This window comes from Nocardia sp. NPDC047038 (assembly GCF_040644075.1).
Lineage (GTDB): Bacteria > Actinomycetota > Actinomycetes > Mycobacteriales > Mycobacteriaceae > Nocardia > Nocardia sichangensis.
In genome coordinates, this window is the sequence record NZ_JBEYVQ010000001.1 from 1,288,538 (window position 1) to 1,305,111 (window position 16,574).

At 68.5% G+C, this 16,574-nt stretch carries 19 protein-coding genes and 1 pseudogene; 10 read left to right on the forward strand and 10 right to left on the reverse strand.

What is annotated here, in order from left to right; all coding sequences use genetic code 11:
• Positions 1-184: 184 nt before the first annotated feature.
• The 4 genes from ABZ824_RS06200 to ABZ824_RS06215 all read right to left on the reverse strand — a co-directional run bounded on the left by ABZ824_RS06200 (position 185) and on the right by ABZ824_RS06215 (position 3,262).
• Positions 185-919 carry a hypothetical protein gene (locus ABZ824_RS06200; RefSeq protein ID WP_356961947.1) on the reverse strand — a complete coding sequence of 245 codons (735 nt, stop codon included), beginning with the start codon at positions 917-919 and terminating at the stop codon, positions 185-187.
• Positions 920-1,185: 266 nt separating this feature from the next.
• Positions 1,186-1,833 (reverse strand): hypothetical protein, encoded by a 648-nt coding sequence (locus tag ABZ824_RS06205; RefSeq protein WP_356961948.1) that lies wholly within the window; start codon positions 1,831-1,833, stop codon positions 1,186-1,188.
• A gap of 54 nt (positions 1,834-1,887) precedes the next feature.
• Positions 1,888-2,640 carry a L,D-transpeptidase gene (locus tag ABZ824_RS06210; protein ID WP_356961950.1) on the reverse strand — a complete coding sequence of 251 codons (753 nt, stop codon included), beginning with the start codon at positions 2,638-2,640 and terminating at the stop codon, positions 1,888-1,890.
• Positions 2,641-2,827: 187 nt separating this feature from the next.
• Complete coding sequence (locus tag ABZ824_RS06215) at positions 2,828-3,262, reverse strand: helix-turn-helix domain-containing protein (RefSeq protein WP_356961952.1); 435 nt, start codon at positions 3,260-3,262, stop codon at positions 2,828-2,830.
• 66 nt (positions 3,263-3,328) lie between these two features.
• On the opposite strand from ABZ824_RS06215, the gene ABZ824_RS06220 reads away from it, so the two are divergent.
• Complete coding sequence (locus ABZ824_RS06220) at positions 3,329-4,231, forward strand: NADP-dependent oxidoreductase (RefSeq protein WP_355077414.1); 903 nt, start codon at positions 3,329-3,331, stop codon at positions 4,229-4,231.
• Positions 4,232-4,261: 30 nt separating this feature from the next.
• Here ABZ824_RS06220 and ABZ824_RS06225 read toward each other — a convergent pair whose 3' ends face one another.
• The gene (locus tag ABZ824_RS06225; RefSeq protein ID WP_355077416.1) at positions 4,262-4,921 is read right to left on the reverse strand and encodes a cyclodeaminase/cyclohydrolase family protein; all 660 of its coding nucleotides are present in this window, start codon (positions 4,919-4,921) and stop codon (positions 4,262-4,264) included.
• Positions 4,922-5,069: 148 nt separating this feature from the next.
• Between ABZ824_RS06225 and ABZ824_RS06230 the strand changes: the two genes are divergently transcribed.
• On the forward strand, positions 5,070-6,107 hold the full coding sequence (locus ABZ824_RS06230) for an LLM class F420-dependent oxidoreductase (RefSeq protein ID WP_356961954.1): 1,038 nt from the start codon (positions 5,070-5,072) through the stop codon (positions 6,105-6,107).
• Between the two features lie 48 nt (positions 6,108-6,155).
• On the opposite strand, the gene ABZ824_RS06235 is transcribed toward ABZ824_RS06230, so the two are convergent.
• The gene (locus ABZ824_RS06235; RefSeq protein ID WP_355077676.1) at positions 6,156-6,494 is read right to left on the reverse strand and encodes an STAS domain-containing protein; all 339 of its coding nucleotides are present in this window, start codon (positions 6,492-6,494) and stop codon (positions 6,156-6,158) included.
• A 164-nt stretch (positions 6,495-6,658) separates the two neighbouring features.
• Positions 6,659-7,105 (reverse strand): MarR family transcriptional regulator, encoded by a 447-nt coding sequence (locus ABZ824_RS06240; RefSeq protein ID WP_356961955.1) that lies wholly within the window; start codon positions 7,103-7,105, stop codon positions 6,659-6,661.
• Between the two features lie 58 nt (positions 7,106-7,163).
• On the opposite strand from ABZ824_RS06240, the gene ABZ824_RS06245 reads away from it, so the two are divergent.
• From ABZ824_RS06245 to ABZ824_RS06260, 4 genes are all read left to right on the forward strand, one after another.
• The gene (locus ABZ824_RS06245; RefSeq protein ID WP_356961957.1) at positions 7,164-7,559 is read left to right on the forward strand and encodes a hypothetical protein; all 396 of its coding nucleotides are present in this window, start codon (positions 7,164-7,166) and stop codon (positions 7,557-7,559) included.
• 123 nt (positions 7,560-7,682) lie between these two features.
• On the forward strand, positions 7,683-8,519 hold the full coding sequence (locus tag ABZ824_RS06250) for an SDR family oxidoreductase (RefSeq protein WP_356961959.1): 837 nt from the start codon (positions 7,683-7,685) through the stop codon (positions 8,517-8,519).
• Between the two features lie 76 nt (positions 8,520-8,595).
• Complete coding sequence (locus ABZ824_RS06255; RefSeq protein ID WP_356961960.1) at positions 8,596-9,645, forward strand: 3-oxoacyl-[acyl-carrier-protein] synthase III C-terminal domain-containing protein; 1,050 nt, start codon at positions 8,596-8,598, stop codon at positions 9,643-9,645.
• Positions 9,642-10,631, forward strand: coding sequence for a hypothetical protein (locus ABZ824_RS06260; protein WP_356961961.1), 990 nt, complete (start codon positions 9,642-9,644; stop codon positions 10,629-10,631). The genes ABZ824_RS06255 and ABZ824_RS06260 overlap by 4 nt, the downstream gene beginning before the upstream one ends.
• Positions 10,632-10,724: 93 nt before the next feature.
• Here ABZ824_RS06260 and ABZ824_RS06265 read toward each other — a convergent pair whose 3' ends face one another.
• Positions 10,725-11,726, reverse strand: a complete 1,002-nt coding sequence (locus ABZ824_RS06265) for a YafY family protein (RefSeq protein WP_356961963.1) — start codon at positions 11,724-11,726, stop codon at positions 10,725-10,727.
• Positions 11,727-11,789: 63 nt separating this feature from the next.
• Here ABZ824_RS06265 and ABZ824_RS06270 point away from each other — a divergent pair.
• Positions 11,790-12,368: pseudogene (locus tag ABZ824_RS06270) on the forward strand (DinB family protein); the annotation flags it as partial.
• On the forward strand, positions 12,366-12,758 hold the full coding sequence (locus tag ABZ824_RS06275) for a RidA family protein (protein WP_356962476.1): 393 nt from the start codon (positions 12,366-12,368) through the stop codon (positions 12,756-12,758). The pseudogene ABZ824_RS06270 and the gene ABZ824_RS06275, both read left to right, overlap by 3 nt.
• Before the next feature lie 109 nt (positions 12,759-12,867).
• On the opposite strand, the gene ABZ824_RS06280 is transcribed toward ABZ824_RS06275, so the two are convergent.
• Entirely contained in the window at positions 12,868-14,046 is a 1,179-nt protein-coding gene (locus ABZ824_RS06280; protein WP_356961964.1) for a DUF3089 domain-containing protein, read from the reverse strand.
• 173 nt (positions 14,047-14,219) lie between these two features.
• On the reverse strand, positions 14,220-15,644 hold the full coding sequence (locus tag ABZ824_RS06285; RefSeq protein ID WP_356961966.1) for a serine hydrolase domain-containing protein: 1,425 nt from the start codon (positions 15,642-15,644) through the stop codon (positions 14,220-14,222).
• A 462-nt stretch (positions 15,645-16,106) separates the two neighbouring features.
• Here ABZ824_RS06285 and ABZ824_RS06290 point away from each other — a divergent pair, with 462 nt between their 5' ends.
• Together ABZ824_RS06290 and ABZ824_RS06295 are read left to right on the forward strand one after the other, a co-directional pair.
• Positions 16,107-16,331 carry a hypothetical protein gene (locus ABZ824_RS06290; RefSeq protein ID WP_356961967.1) on the forward strand — a complete coding sequence of 75 codons (225 nt, stop codon included), beginning with the start codon at positions 16,107-16,109 and terminating at the stop codon, positions 16,329-16,331.
• Positions 16,331-16,519 carry a hypothetical protein gene (locus ABZ824_RS06295; RefSeq protein WP_356961969.1) on the forward strand — a complete coding sequence of 63 codons (189 nt, stop codon included), beginning with the start codon at positions 16,331-16,333 and terminating at the stop codon, positions 16,517-16,519. Before ABZ824_RS06290 ends, ABZ824_RS06295 begins: the two co-directional genes overlap by 1 nt.
• Positions 16,520-16,574 lie beyond the last annotated feature (55 nt).

Sequence of the window (16,574 nt, forward strand, 5' to 3'; positions counted from 1 at the left end):
ACGCAGTTCGCGCATGGCCGGAGCGAAGGCGGAGGTACGCAGTTCGCGCATGGCCGGAGCGAATGCGGAGGTACGCAGTTCGCGCATGGCCGGAGCGAATGCGGAGGTACGCAGTTCGCGCATGGCCGGAGCGAATGCGGAGGTACGCAGTTCGCGCATGGCCGGAGCGAATGCGGAGGTACGCCTAACCGCGGGCGATGGCGCTGATGAGAGTGCGCTCGCCGTCCTTGGTGGTGGTGACGATCTGCGGATTGTAGGTCACCGGTTGCTGTCCTGGGCGGTGCTCGGTGATCACCACGATGTACTGGCCCGCGAAGGCGCCGGGACTGATCGCGACACAGTGGGTGGTGCCCGTCGGAATGCTGTCGATGCCGCGCTGGATCGCGTCGGCTGCTTGTACGGCGGCGTCCGCGGTGGTGGTGGCGCGGACCTGCTCGCCGGACCGGTCCACGTAATAGGCGTGCTGAAAAGCGAAGATCACCGCGGGACCGGAGTCGAATCCGCCGACGCCGTTGCCCTGGATCCGGTTGCCCACCCGCTCGGCGGGGCACTGCGCGGTCGGTGCGGCGGGCGTGGTGGCCTGCGCGGACGGAACCGGTGCGGCGGCCTGCCGATCGGGGCCGCCGGTCCCGACCAGCACATAGGCCACTAGGGCCAGCGCGGCGATACCGAGTATGCCGAGCAGTGGCACCACCCATCGCCGTGAACGCGGCGCGGGCGAGCGGTCGATCAGCCCGGCGAATTGGTCCTCGTAGAGCTCCGGTTCGGGTTCCGGCGGCTGCGCGGGTTCGGACGGCGGCACGGGCGGCCGATCCACCCACGCGGCCCACTCGCCGCGGTAGTCCTCGCCGGACGGCGCCTGTACCGGCCGCTCGGCGCCGTAGGGATGCCCCCGGTCGTATCCGGGTCGTGCGCTCATCTCCGGTCGATCCATCGCCCCACCCTTCATCAGGTCCCCGTCAGATTAACCGCATCGTCCCGAGCCGGGAACGCCCTGCCGCGTTCACAATTGAGCCGTCCCGCCCCTCGGAGGGTACCGCCCGGTACGTCGATCCGGCGCACGTGTGCCGCGCCGTCCCCGCCCGGCTCGCTGATTCGCGCCGACCGCCACCGAGTCGCACGACGCCGTTTCGCGGCGCTGAGAGTGCGAGCGCCGTTGCCCGAGAAGCATTTCGGGAAGCGGTACTACCGCAGTAGATCCATCCATTCGTGCTCGGGATAGTGGTCGGTCACGTAGGTCCGCACCACCGCGCGCTGTGCGGCGCTCAGCTCCGGCCAGGTCCGCTCGAGATCCACGCGGTCTTTCGGCCTGCGCTGCTTGGCCTTGAAGATCAGCACCAGCTCCGGGTTGAGGTATCGGATGCCGTCGTCGGCGATCCAGGTCACCTCGTCGAGCGGTGCGACCATGGAGCGATCGCGCCGGTTGACCCATGCCCCGTCCTGTCCCGGATTCAGCAGAAGGTCGATCAGCCACGGGGATCGAGCGTTCGCGCGCAGCCACACCTGATCGGCGCTCTCGGCTACGTCGGGGCAGCGCTCGTCGACGGGGCGGATGCCGTCCGGGCCCGCCGACCAGATGTGCAGGCGGCCGCGCGCGGCGGTGCGCAGGGCGGGCAGATCGGCACGGAACATCGCCACGTCCACGTCGCTGTGCCGCCGCCGGGTGCCGGTGCAGGCGTCGATCGCCCAGCCTCCCGCGATCCACCAGGGAGCGTCGATGTCGCCGAGTATCTCGCCGACATCGCCCGGCGTGACGAGTGCCCACGGGCCCCAAAGATTCTGGAAATCGGCTTCTTTCGTGTCACGAGGCGGCGGGATCGGAAACTCGCGCAACGGTGGCCCTCCATCGGGTACGTCTTCCGAACGCTACTCGGAGGAGGACGCCGTTCACCAGTGCGTGACGACCGGGTCGCCGACGCCGATCGTGTGATAGACCCATTCGGCGTCGTCGGGAGCGAGGTTGATGCAGCCGTGGCTGACGTTCGAGTAACCTTGCTGGTCCACCGACCACGGAGCCGAGTGGATGAAAACACCGCCCCACGTGAGCCGTTCGGCGAACTCGCCGTTGATGATGTAGCCCTCCGGCGAACTCAGCGGAATGCCGATGGTGCGGGAGTCGAACACGACGGACCGGAATTTCTCCAGAACCGGCCATGTGCCGGTGGGCGTTTCGTATCCGGGCTTGCCCATCGAGGCGGGCATCGTCCGGGCGACGGTGCCGCCGACGGTGAGCGTGAACGTGTGCGCCGACATGTTCGCTTCGCCGAAAACGCCTGCGTTGGTGGTGAATTCCGTGCGCACGCCGCCGACCGAGACGAGGATGTTCGAACCGGCGGGCAGGAACCCGGTGGGCGTCCACGTCACTTCGCGATCGTCGGTCCACGCGAATGTGCCCGGCAGTGGCCGGGTCGTTCTGATGTCGATGGATTGTTCCGTCTGCGCGCGATTCGCGACAGGTGCGGCGAAACGAACGGTCACGGGCTGGGCCACGCCCACCACCTGGCCGTTCGAGGGTCCGATCGCCGCCACCGCGGGCGTCGACGGCTTTCCGATCATCGTCGCTGTCGCCGCGCCCGACCCGAACGCGGCCAGTGCCACGATCACGGTCGCGAGGAACAGGTACCGAATGGCGCTCCTCATGGCGTCCACCCCTTCGAGCTGGTGTGGTAGGCAAGAGACAGTCTAAGCCCCCATGATCAACTCGGCCACGGATAGAACTTGGTCCGTGGTCCAGTTGTGATCGGGGACACGCCCACCACTGAGCGCTTACCCCGCGCGGTCGCGTCGAAACGGGCACACGTACCGGTACCGGGGCCTCCGGCGAGGGTCAGCGCGCGCCGCCGACGGGCAGCGGTTCCGGCGCGGCCGCCGCTCGCGCGTCGAAATCCGCTCGGGCGGCGAGGATCCGGTCCTGGTGCTCGACGGCCCAGATGCCCATGGCATGCGTGATCGCGCCGATGCTCGCGCCGAGTTCGGTGAGCGAGTACTCCACGCGGGGCGGCACCGTGGGGTAGACCGCGCGGTGCACCAGCCCCTCGCGCTCCAGGGCGCGCAGCGTGCGGGTGAGCATCTTCTGGGTGATGCCGTCCAGGCGGCGGCGCAGCTCGTTGAAGCGGATCGGCCCGCCGTGGCCTCGCAGCACGCCGAGCACGAGCATCACCCATTTGTCGGCGAGCACGGTCAGCACTTCTCGTGCGGGGCAGTGGTGCAAGTAGTTGTCGACCAGGCTGCCTGCCGCGGGCCGGTCACGGGCAGTATCCATTGGGTACCTCGGTATCAAGAAGGTGCCTTCTTTCCGAAAGGTACCACGGGTGGCCAGAATCGGTGCATGCTCGCAATCACGCAATACGCGTTCGGTGGCCCGGAAGTGCTCCAAGTGGTCGAGGTGGATCGGCCGCGGCCAGGTCCGGGGGAGGTGCTGGTGCGGGTCGCCGCGACCAGCGTCAACGCCGCCGACTGGAAGGTGCGCGCCGGACTGGTCGGGAGGCTCGGCGATCCACCGCTGACGCTGGGGCTCGACGTGTCGGGTGTCGTGGCCGAACTCGGACCCGGTGTGGACCGGTTCGCGGTCGGTGATCCGGTATACGGCATGGTCTTCGGCGGCGCGAACGCGGAATACGTTGTGGCGCAAGCGCACGCCCTGGCGCCGAAGCCGAGGAACCTCGACCTGGTGCACGCCGCGGCACTGCCGACGGCGGCGCTGACCGCGTGGCAGGCGCTGGCCGCGCTCGGAGCGGGGCAACGCCTGCTGGTGCACGCCGCCGCGGGAGGCGTCGGGCATCTGGCGGTGCAGATAGCCCGGCACCGGGGCGCCTACGTGATCGGCACCGCACGCGCGGTCAACCACGAATACCTGCGCGGACTCGGCGCCGACGAGGTGATCGACTACACCGCGGTCGATTTCGGCGCCGCGGTGCGCGACGTCGACGTCGTGCTCGACCTGGTCGGTGGAGCGTACGGTTCTCGCTCGGTCCCGGTGCTCCGGCCCGACGGCAGATTGATCGACACGCAGGGTTCGGATGCGGAAGCCGATCCGCGTTACGAGCGGTTCTATGTCGAGCCGTCCGGGGTATCGCTGCGCGAGATCACCACGATGGTCGAGCGCGGTCATCTGCGCGCGACCATCGACCAAGTGCTACCGCTCGCGGATGCCGCGAAGGCGCACGAACTCAGCGAGTCCGGACGGGTGCGCGGCAAGATCGTGCTGGTCGCTTGGAACCCGCCCGCCTGACGGGGCCGGGCCGCGGCCCGCGCGAGCGAGTCAGCGGCGAACGGCGTGCACGACGTCGGCGTGCAGGGCGTCCGCCCGCGCGGTGAGCTCGTCGATCCGCACCAGGACCGCGGCGAACCGGTCGCCCTCGGCGGCGGGCAGCGACGCCACGTTGATCTCGATGTTGAGCTGCGAGGAGGTCGCGGCGGCGCGGCAGGCGTCGGCGGCCGCGCCGATGTCGGTGACGACGTTCGGATTCCCGATCGGGAACAGCTCCGCCGCCAGCGACAGCACCTCGTCCGCCTCGTCGACGACGGCGGCGGGCACGCGGGCGGCCTCGATCAGCGCGTCGTTGATCGCCGCGGTGCGGGCGGCGAGATCCTCCGGGGTGTCCTTGGGCAGCTTGTAGGCGGCGCCGACAGCCGTGAACGCGGCCGCGTCGGCGTCGGCCAGCGCGAGAGCGCGCTCGCGGGCCGCGTCGGCGGCCTCGATGATCCGATCGACCACCGGCCGGTTTTCGGCGTCCTTGGCGCGGGTGGTGTAGCGCGCGACCATCGCGACGAGCGCGGCGGCCTGCGCGGCGTGCAGCGCGGCCACCGCGCCGCCGCCCGGTGCGGGAATCTTGGCGGCCAGATCGCTCAGGTACTGCGCCAGGGCGGCCCCGCCGAAGGACGGCGCAGTTTCCGTGGACGACGAGCTGGTCTGCGACACGAGGGTGTTGCCTTTCGTTTACGGCGAGGATGGTCTACGAGTAGACGCTACCCCGTGCCGCCGGTCGTACGGTCGTGACCACGCCTTGCCGGGCCTTCCCCTGTGGCCGGTGCGCGGCCCGAGCGTACCCGCCGTTATGTTGAGTGCCATGCGCATCGGATTGAGCATCAACTACTCGGGGGGCTTCAAAGAGGCGGCGGCCGAAGTCGCCGACCTCGAGCGGGCGGGCCTGGACATCGTGTTCGTGCCCGAGGCGTACTCGTTCGACGCGGTGAGCGCGCTCGGTTACCTGGCCGCGAAGACCACGCGCCTGCAGTTGGCCTCCGGCATCCTGCAGCTCTACACGCGTACCCCGAGCCTGACCGCCATGACCGCGGCGGGCCTGGACTTCGTCTCCGACGGACGCTACGTGCTCGGGCTGGGAGCGTCGGGCCCGCAGGTGATCGAGGGCTTCCACGGCGTGCCCTATGACGCGCCGATCGGCCGGACCAGGGAACTGGTCGAGATCTGCCGGAAGGTCTGGCGGCGCGAGCGCCTGGAATACCAGGGCAAGTACTACCAGATCCCGCTGCCCGCCGAACAGGGCACCGGTCTCGGCAAGCCGCTCAAGCTGATCAACCACCCGGTGCGTGAGCGCATTCCGGTGCTGCTGGCCGCGCTCGGGCCGAAGAACGTGGAACTGGCCGCCGAGATCGCCGAGGGCTGGCAGCCGATCTTCTTCCTGCCGGAGAAGGCGAAGGATGTGTGGGCGGACTCGCTCACCGCGGGTCTGGCCAAGCGCGACCCCGCCTTGGGCGACCTGGATGTGTACGCGGGTCCGGCCCTGGCCATCGGGGACAACGTCGAACCGCTGCTGCAGTTCGTGAAGCCGCATCTGGCGCTCTACATCGGCGGCATGGGCGCCAAGGGCAAGAACTTCTACCACACCCTGGCCACCAAGTACGGCTACGGCGCCGAGGCCGACCGCATCCAGGAGCTGTACCTGGCGGGGGAGAAGGAGGCCGCGACGAAGGCGGTCCCGGACCAGCTGGTCCGGGACATCTCCCTGGTCGGCTCGGCCGGATACGTCAAGGAGCGGGTCGCGGCCTTCAAGGAAGCCGGCGTGACGGTCCTGAACGTCGTTCCGATGGCGGCCACCGCCGCCGAGCGCGTCAAGCTGATCGAACAGCTGCGCGAACTGGTCTGAGCAAGGCGCTGCCGCCGTCGACGGGTGCGACGGCGGCAGCGGCACGCGTCATCTCTGCCGGAGCGCCGCCAGCGCGGCGTCCAACGTCGAATGCAGCGCGAAGACCTGATCCAAACTGGTCATCTTCAGTTGCCGACTGGTCGCCGGGCCCTCGGCGACGACGGCGATCGCGGTGGTCGAGCCGGCGCGCTGGTGGGCCGCGACGAGCGTCGCCATGCCCGCCGAGGCGAGGAAGCTGACCGCGGTGAGGTCGATGATCAGGGCCGCGGGCTTGCCGCTGAGAATGGCATCGATCGCATTCTCCAGTGCGGGCGCCGTCGCGAGATCGACTTCGCCGGCCACCGTCAGCACCGTGGCGCCGTCGTGGGCCGCGACCGTGGTGGTCATCGTGTCCGCGAGGGGGTACGCGTCTCCGGAAGTGTTGGTCACAACTTCACAACACACAAATCGCGGCGGATTCGCAACCTTTGGGTGTTCATAGAGCTAACCATACCCCGTTCCGCCGATCGGCCTGCCGAGGCGACGGCTACGGTGGCAGCGCTCGCACGCCATCAGCTGGGCAGCCCCAGCCGATCGGCGATCGTGCCGAGGATGCGATGCAGGTCGGCACGCTCGGCGGCGGTGAGATCCGCGGTGGTCTCGGCGTCGATCGCCCGCGCGGCGTCGAGGCATTTGCGCAGTAGTGCGCGGCCGTGCGGGGTCAGGTTCAGATTCTGACGGCGGCGATCCTTCGGGTCTCGCAACCGTTCGATGGCCCCGAGGGACTCGAGGTGGTCGGCCAGTGCGACGACCAGACTCGGCGCGACGCGCAGTAGCTGTGCCATCTCCATCTGCGATGTCGGTCCGTTGGCCGCCAACACATTCAACATCCCGGCATGCTTCGGCTTGAGCTCGAGACCCGACACATCGGCGCTGAAGCGGTCGGTCAGGAACGCGCCCAGCAGTCCGAGCCGGAAGCTGAGGGTCTCCGGCAGCTTTTCCGCCTTGACGTTCTTCATGGCGAGCATAATACTGAACCTAAATCAGTCACGATCTGAATGATTTTTGGAGTGAAAGATGCAGGACGAGAAGCTCAATCGAACCGCGGTCGTTGTCAATGCGATCGGCGCGGCCACCGCCGTGGCATTCAGCGTCGCGGCACTGGTCGATCCGACCGCCGCGATCTCGATCGGCGCGGACTCGCCCGGGATCGATCTGTATGCCCAGGCGTACGCGGCCCGGGCGATCCCGCTGGGTGCCGCGCTGCTGTTCAGCCTGGCAGGCCGCCGCAAGAGGGCACTCCTACCGCTGCTCACCGTGTCGGGCGCGGTACAGCTCGGTGACGTCGCCATCGGCGCCGCGCAGGGAATTCCGGGCATGATGGCGGGCGGCAGCGCGCTCGCGCTCGTTCACCTCGCCACCGCGGGGCATGTGGTTCTCCGCAGGAGCCGCTTCGCCACAGCCGCAGCCTGAGCTGAGACTTCGGCGTGAGTCGGACATGCTCGGCGAAGCCGAGGTCGGCGACGACGGAAATCTCGGTTCGGATGGCTCGTGTCAGCAATCTCCGAGGAAACTTCTGTGGCAGGGTGGTCGGCTGTGCAGACAATCCTGATCACGGGGGCGACATCGGGTATCGGGCTGGAGTCGGCTCAGCAGCTGGCGGCGCAAGGGAATCGGCTCGTGTTGGTGGGGCGGAGTCCGGAGAAGCTCTCCGCCGCGGCGAAGCTGGTCCGAGGCGCGGGGGCGGCGGGAGTCGACACGCTGGAGTGCGATTTCGCGTCGCAGTCGTCGGTCCGTCAGCTGGCGAAGGAGGTTTCGTCCGCCTACGACCGGCTGGATGTGCTGGCCAACAACGCAGGTGGCTACCACAAGGCCAGGAGCGAGACCGTGGACGGCATCGAGGCCACGTTCGCCGTCAACCATCTCGGTGGTTTCCTGCTCACCGAACTGCTGACGGATCTGATGGTGCGCAGCGCCCCGTCGCGCATCGTGTTCACCTCGTCGGTCATGCAATTCGGCGCCACCATGGATTTCGCCGATCTGGAGTTCCGGGAGAGTTATTCGGGAGAAAAGGCATACAGCCGGTCCAAGCTGGCGAACGTCCTGTACACCCGGGCGCTGGCGCGGCGTCTGGAGGGAACCGGCGTAACGGTCAACGCCTTTCACCCCGGTGCGGTGGCAACCGGGATCTGGGATTCGATGCCGTGGTTCGGGCAACCCTTCGTGGCGCTCGCCAAGCGATTGTTCATGATCTCCGCCGCGGAGGGAGGACGAGCGCTGACCTACCTGGCCGCCGACCCGGAAGTCGCCGCGGTCAGCGGCTGCTACTTCCAGAACAACCGCGTCAAGGCGCCGTCCCGCCTCGCGCAGGACGACGCACTCGGGCAGCAGCTGTGTGAAGTCAGCGCCGCTCTGGTCGGACTCACCGGGTAGGCGCACACGACCAGCGACACCGTTATCGCTGAGCAACACGACAATCGACGCCGACTGAAGCGGAAGGCAGGGGAGCATGATCCGTACTCGTTTCGAGTCGATCGGCGCGTACACGCCGGCGACTGTCCGCTCCACCGAGGATCTGATCGCCGAGCTGGCCGTGCCGCGGTCGCTGGACCTGGAGCGCATCACCGGGATCAAGAATCGTCGTGTCTACGACTCGGATCCGGACCGGTACGAATCTTCCTTCGAGCTGGCGTTGCACGCGATCGAGGACTGTCTGTGGCATTCCGGGTATCGGGCCGACGAATTGGACGTCGTCATCTCGGCCTCCATCACGCGTACTCGCGGCGCGGGAATCTTCTGCTACGCACCGTCTTTCGCGCTCATGCTCGGCAATGCGATCGGCGCGAACGCGGCTCGGCACTTCGATGTCTCCAACGCCTGCGCCGGGATGATCACCGGAGTGATGGTGCTCGATCGCATGATCAAGGCCGGTGCGGTGCGCAACGGCCTGGTGGTCAGCGGCGAGCAGATCACGCCGATCGCCGAGACGGCGCTGCGCGAGATCAGCCGCCCCTACGACCCGCAATTCGCGGCGTTGACGGTCGGTGACGCCGCGGTCGCGGTCGTGCTCGACGACCGGGGCGACGACGAGGACGAACTGCACTATGTCGAGCTGATGACCGCGGCCGACGGCGCCGAGCACTGCATCGGAATGCCCAGCGACCGCACCGGCGGCATCGCGATGTACACCGACAACCGCGCCATGCAGAACGAAGCCCGGTATCGGCAGGGCATCGACCGTATGGCCGACTTCCTCGCCGAGACCGGACGCACCTGGGAGAGCGAGAAATACGACTACTGGATCCATCATCAATTCAGCGCGCCGGCCATCGAGTACATCTCGGATCTGACCGAACGGCATTTCGGCACGCCGATGCCGCAGGCCCTCAACGTGCTGCACGACTACGGCAATACCGCTTCGACCTCTCACTTCCTGGTCCTGCACGAGCATCTCGCGCAACAGAAGGTCCCGAAGGGATCCAAGATTCTGATGATCCCCGCGGCATCGGGCATCGTCTCCGGGTACCTCGCCGCGACCATCTCGCGTTTGGCGGCATGAGCATGGCGACGACGATCGTCTCGGCCGCGACGAACCGCGACCTCGACACCGGCAGCTACCTCGAACTGGCCACTCGCGCGGCACTGGCCTGCGTCGAGCGCTCGGAGGTCGGCCTGCACGAGATCGGGATGCTGATCAACGGGGGCGTCTTCCGGGACAGCAATATCTCCGAGCCGGCGGTGTCGGCCCTCATCCAGAAGCGGATCGGCCTCGGGCTCACGTATGCGGCCGGGCGCGTCCCGGTTCTGTCCTTCGACCTGATGCACGGGGCCTGCGGCCTGCTGCACGCCATCGCGACCGCCGACACCTTCCTCGCCACCGGCACGGTTCGGTACGCGTTGCTCGTCGCGGGCGACACCCACCCCTCGACCGAGCGGCACGTCGCCGATTTCCCCTACAGCGCGAGCGGCGCCGCCCTGTTGCTCGGAACCTCGCCTGCCACAGGAGGATTCGGGCGGCTGCACACGCGCGACACCACCGGCCCGGTCGGCCCCATCGCCTGGGTGCCGCTGAACGATGTCGGCGCCGACGGTCGCAGCGCGATCCGCGTTCGTACCGGTGCGGAAGACCGGGTGGATTCGGCGGCCGAGGTGGTGCGTGCCTGTCTGGACTCCGAAGGGCTCGACGGCCGCCACTTCGCCGAAGGACACGCGCTGCTGCTGGCGCCCGACCAGGCCGCCGGCTTCCGCGTCCGCTTGGCCGGCGCGCTCGCCATTCCGTCGCGGTCGGTCGTCGGTTTCGACGCCTCGATCGGAGATCCCTACACCGCGGGGCCGGTACACGCCTACCTCCATGCGCGGGAAACGGGCCTGCTCGACACCGCGCGCATAGTGGTCTTCCTGGCAGTGGACGGAGCATCGGCAGCCTGTCTGACCTACAGACCGCGGTCGGCGTCGCCCACGTGCGGCGAATCGGGCGGTGGAACCGCACAGGCCGGGACACCGACCGGCTCCGGTACCGAGCCGGTTGTAGTCGCTCGGCAGTAGGACGCACGAGCGATGCGCGGGTGTCCATGCCGTGGGCGCGAGGGCGCGAACCGCTACATCCGAGGCTCGCGACGCTCGTGGGCCGCGACGGGCTCACGAATCCGCGATGCGGTGCGTCGGTGCGGCCGTCACCCCAGCCGACAGCAGTTTCTCGGCCAGCGCGCGGGCGCGGTGCGCGAGCTCGGGCGGGTCGAGTATCTCGAAGTCGTGCCCCAGCAACAGCACATGCATGAGCACGAAGTCCAGGCTGTGGTCGGCTCCGCTGCGGACCTCGCAGCGCCCGCTGCTGCACGGCCGTACGACGGCCGCCGACGCCGGAATCTGCGCGCGCACCGTGTCGGCGGAGGCGTGCACGAGGAATCGGGCCCGCAGCGGGTAGACCCGGTTCGCCACGCCTTCCTGCACGTAGGCCGCCGCCTCGGGCGCCGCGCGTGGTCGGAAGCGCCACGTCCGCGCGGCCACCTCGGTCATCCGGTCGACACGGAAGCTGCGCCAGTCCGCACGATCGAGGTCGAAGGCCAGCAGGTACCAGCGCCGGTCGGAGGCGACCAAGCGGTAGGGCTCGACCCGCCGCCGGCGCACCCGGTCTCCGGCGGGATAGTCGAAACCGGCCTCGACCTCGTCGCGGCAGGCTCTGGCCAGCGTCATCAGCACGTCGGGGTCGACCGGCGGGTGACCTCCGCCGAAGGACTCCACCGAGCCGGAGAGTGCCTGCACTTCGTGCCGCAAACGGGTGGGCAGCACCCGGTCGAGTTTGGCCAGCGCCCGGAGCGCGACATCCCCGGCGCCCGCGACCGCGGCGCCCGCGCCGCCGAGGAGCGAGACCGCGGTGACGATCGCTTCCTCGTCGTCGAGCAGCAGCGGCGGCAGCTCCTGTCCCCGGCCGAGCTGATAGCCGCCGCCGACGCCGTGACAGGCGTGCACCGGATAGCCGAGCGTGCGCAGGCGCTCGACATCGCGCCGTACCGTGCGCGGCGTGACGCCCAGCCGCTCCGCGAGCTCGCGCGCGGTCCAGACCTGGCGTTGCTGCAGCAGTCCGAGCAGGGTCAGCACCCGCTCGGTCGTGCCCCGCTCGGTACCGCTCGCCGCTTCCATGCCGCTCAGCCTGCCAGAAATAGCGGACCGATTCTGTCCGCTAGGGGTGCCAGGGTGGGCGGCATGAACGCAGACGCACTCGACTGGAACAGGACACTGCGCGAGCAGTGGGAAGCCCACTGGAACGATCAGCTACGCGACCGGCTCCACGGTCTCACCGACGACGAGTACTTCTGGTCTCCGGTACCGGACGCCTGGAGCGTGCGACCGCGCGGCAGTTCGACGGCGCCCGTGCAGGCAGGGGCCGGGGACTTCACGATCGACTACGCCTTCCCGAATCCGGTCCCCGCGCCGTTCACCACGATCGCCTGGCGGCTCGGTCACGTCATCGTCGGCGTGCTCGCCGCGCGCAACGCGACCCATTTCGGCGCGCCGGCGGCCGCGTACGAGACATGGGAATACGCGGGCGACGCGGCCACGGCGCTCGACCAGCTCGAAGCCCAGCTCGACATCTGGCTGACCGGAGTGCGTGGTCTCGGCGACGCCGGACTCCGGGTCCCCATGGGCCCGAACGAGCCTTTCCCCGAGGCGCCCATGGCCGATCTGGTGCTGCACATCCACCGTGAGCTGATCCACCACCTGTCCGAGGTCTGCCTGATCCGCGACCTCTATACGCACTCCGAGGCTGTCAGGAAACCCATGATCACGAAGACGACCCACCTCGACCCCGAAGAACTGCATCACAACCCGGCCTTCACACAGGGCGTGATCGCGCCCGCTGCCCAGACGGTCTATGTCGGCGGTCAGCTGGGCACCGACAGCACGGGAGGACTGCTGGACGGCTTGGAAGAGCAGACCATCCAGGCCATGCGCAACGTACTGACCGTGCTGGCGTCTGCGAATACCGGTCCCGAACACGTCGTCAAACTCACGATCTACCTTGTCGCCGGGGTCGACGCACAGGCGGGATACGCGGCGGCGCGAAAAGTGTGGGGCGACCACCGCACCGCCATCACGGTCGTCTCCACCGCGGGACACGCTCGCCCCGGCGCGCTGGTGGAGATCGATGCGATAGCGACCATCCCCGAATAGCCGCGCCTGTGGCCGATTCGCCGCGCGGTCGGGCATCGCCGCGCGGTCTCGGGTGCCGAACCGGGTCGGGCCGGTTCGGAGAGATGGGCGGCTTCGCGGACTCCGGCGTTCAGCGGTGCGCGGCGCGGTCGGCGCTGATCTGGGACGCGACGATGCGGACCAGATCGCCCAGTGCGATCTCCACGTCCGCGAGGTGCAGGCCCCAGCTCGCGTCCGGGACGGCGTACAGCTCGGCGCTGCCGGGTTCCGGCGTCGCCAGTAGCGCCGCCGCGTCGCCGTCGCGGACGCATTGGAGGCGGTACTTCTCGGCGGGGACCAGCCACGGAGTCGGCGCGGCGACGGCGGACGGCCCGTGGCGCAGCGCCAGTTCGGCGGCGAGTGGGCTGGGCACGGGACCGGTGCGGAGCACGGTGGCCGCGGTGCGGGACTCGTTGCCGCTCAACGAAGTCGGATTGGTGCAGGCGACCTCGTAGTCCGGGCCGTACGGACGCGGCAGCAGCTCAGGGGTCGTCGGATTGCGGCCGAAGCGGCTGTCCGGGGGCGGGGTCGCGCCGAAGGTCTGCCAGGCCAGGACGCACCGTGTCTGCTGTTCGCCGCGGCACAGCGGAAGGTGCTGGAAGTCGCCGCCGACGTCGCCGTTCTTCGGCACCACCACATTGCCACCCAGCAGGATCGCCGAAAGGATCCGCTCGCGCACCGCCTGCTGCGGGTCGATCTCCTCCCGGATCAGTTGGCGCAGCATGCGCGCACCCTGCGAATGCCCGAGAAGGACGATCGGCCTTCCGCTTTCGCGCTCCGCGAGGAACTGCCGCCACGCGCGCAGGACGTCCTCGTACGCGATCCGCGCCATCTCGGCGCGCTCGTCGGGGGAGTACGCCCGTTCCCGCGCCAGCGCGGTGAGGGTCCGCTGCCGGTACACCGGCGCGAAGACCTGACAGACCTGGGAGAATCGGGCGGCCTGCTGTTCGGCCACCGCCCGCACCTCTCGGGTCACCGCAGTGTCGGAGTTGGGCGTCGGCTCCAACGACACCGTCGGATACACATAGAAGCAGTCCACCCCGGAATCCCCAGCAGGCGTGGGGTCCTCCCGCACATCGGGTTGCCCCGCCTGCCGCACCGTGGTCGCCGAGCTGCCTCGGCAGGGGTCGTCCGCTCGATCCGGCCTGCACAACCACACGACACCGGTGTCGCCGGCCGGGTCCGCCCCCGCGCCGACCGACGATCCCGCCAGCACTCCGACTCCGCACACGACGGATGCGACCACCCGCCGCCACCGACTGTCCCGCATAGCGCATACCTCGCTTTTCCGCGCCCGACCGTTGAGGACGGCCTCGCCACACCGGGATCGGCCGTTCGGTCACCTTCGACGGCGTCAGCCTAATGGCGAACGCGCCGGTTCACGCACGCATCACCTCGGACGGCGGAGATCTCGCTCGCGGTGGCGGATGGCTCCGACAGCGGTCAGGCCCGCCGGGTGAGTCGGCCGCCGCCGTTGCGGAAACGTGCTCGGCCGTCACGGATGTCGTGGAAGGAGACGAGCAGCAGTCGCAGGTATCCGTCGAACGTCTCGAACGGGTATCCGGCGGGCGCGAAAAGGCCGGGCCGGATCGGCACGTACCGCTGCGGAGGGGCGGCGGTCGTGCCCCCGGCGAACTCGGTGAAGATCCGCTCCTGCGATGCGTCCGCCGGTTCGTAGGTCACGCGCTCCTCGAGTTGGCCGTCGACGACGCCGACCTCGACGCGCAGCTGATCGGAACGGTAGGTGCCCACGTAGGGTGTGAGATCGATGTCCTGCGCCGATTCGGTGATCAGGGTGGGGATCCGAACGCCGAGGTGTTCGCTCAGCAGCCAGCGCAGGATCTGGTCGTGCAGCATGATCGCCCCCGGGGTGTTGCCGAAGGCGGTGAACACGAGGTCGTGCTCGGGCACGACGCACAGGATGGACACGCCGCCGGGTGACGCTCCCGACATAGCGAGGACGATCGTGTCGCCGAACGGATACCGCACCCAACCCAGGCCCATCGGGGGGACGTTCGGGGTGGCCATGTCGTGCGAGACCTGTTGCATCAGTGCGGTCGACCCGGCCGAGAGGACGCGCGTTCCGGAGGGGGACACACCGCCCGCGAGATGGGTGCGTCCGAAGGCGAGCAGGTCGGCGACGGTGCCGATCGGCGTGCCGCCCGCCGGTCCCCAGGTGTCGGGCAGTGTGAACATTCCGGTGGGCTCGGCCGCCATGGTCTCGGGGTCCGGGAAGTGCCCGATGGCGGTGCTGCGCAGGATCGCCCGTTCGGCCGACGTGCTGGAGTCGGTCATGCCGACAGGTGCGTAGACATCGCGCTCGAGCAGGTCGGGGAAGGACAGACCGGTCACCACCTCCAGCAGGCGGCCCGCGACGATCATGCCGCCGTTGGAGTAGCTGAGCTGCTCGCCGGGCTCGAACAGGACACCGCAATTGCGCGCGAGACCCTCGACATAAGTTTTCAGGGAGTCGCGCCCTTTCGCATCGGGGAAGAACAAGTCCGCATCGATGCCGTTGGTATGCGAAATGAGGTGGCGAACCAGGATCTTCTCCGCGGCGCCCGGCGCGGTCAGGGCGAACTCGGGCAGGTACCGCATCACCGGCGCGTCCAGATCGAGCAGCCCCCGCTCGACCTGCTGGAGGACCAACGTGGTGGTCAGCACCTTGGTCACCGAGCCGAAGAGGAACCCGGTGTCCGCGCGCATCGGCGCCCCGGTGGCGACGTTCGCGGTGCCGTGGGCGACGACGAACTGCTCGCCCGCACGGTAGACGCCCGCGACGAATCCGGGGACTTCGTTGGACAGGCAGTAGGCGGCGATCTGCTCGCGAATCCGGGCTTCGGCGGTGTGCAGTGCGTTGTTGTTCATGCCGACCACCGTCCAACCTTGCCCCAGGGGCAAGGTCAAGCCCGTGCGACGGAGTCCATTCCCGCCTCGGCCTTACGTGGCGGCGTGGCGGGGTGCGCGGCGCAGATGGCGAGGCGCTCGCGCCGGTGGTCGACGTGATCGACGACATGTGCGCCGTGTCGAAACCGAACGCCGCCAACGTAGACGTGCGTGTCGTGGCGCATGTGGTGCGGGCGCAGTGTTGCACATCCAGAAGAATATCCATCAACATGATCCGGGCGACAGGCTGCTCATATGGAGCTATTACCTGCTTGTATCCAAGTTTCCGGTCCGAATCTCTCGATATCCCTTCCATAGATGAAAGAATGTCGACTAACATACGGTGCGGATCTCGTTGACTGGCGCGTGCGGCCGGACGCCTCTTCCGGTGGTGTCCGATGCGTGTGCGGCGGCGTGGATCGAAGCGAAAGGATGCATCGACGCATGCTCAAGAAGCTGGACCGAATACTCGGTTACGAGATGAAGGTCTCCGAGTTCCTCGGCACTCTCATCATCATCGGCGTTCCCTACGGCCTGGCCGGGGTGATCTGGACGCTCACGCACACCGGTCATCTGCGCGATTTGCACGGCATCGATCTGCTGATGTCGTTCCTGGGATCGATCGTGTGCTGGCCCGTGCTGACCTTCTCGAATGTGTGCATGACCTGATGATGGCTTTGGTGTGGCTCATCGACGTTCTCGTGATCGTGGTCAAGATCCTCGGTGGGCAGATGAAGGTCAATCCCGTGCTCCGCTTCGGGCTGTGGGTGGCCGTACTCGGTCTTTTCCTGGCCGGCTGCGCGGTGCTCGTCGCACTCGTGGTGCTGCTGCAACGTTGGCTGGAGGCCCTCGCCTAGCGGCTTCGCCGACTCGGCTCTGGTCGTCCGAGTGCAGAATAAATGATTACTTACT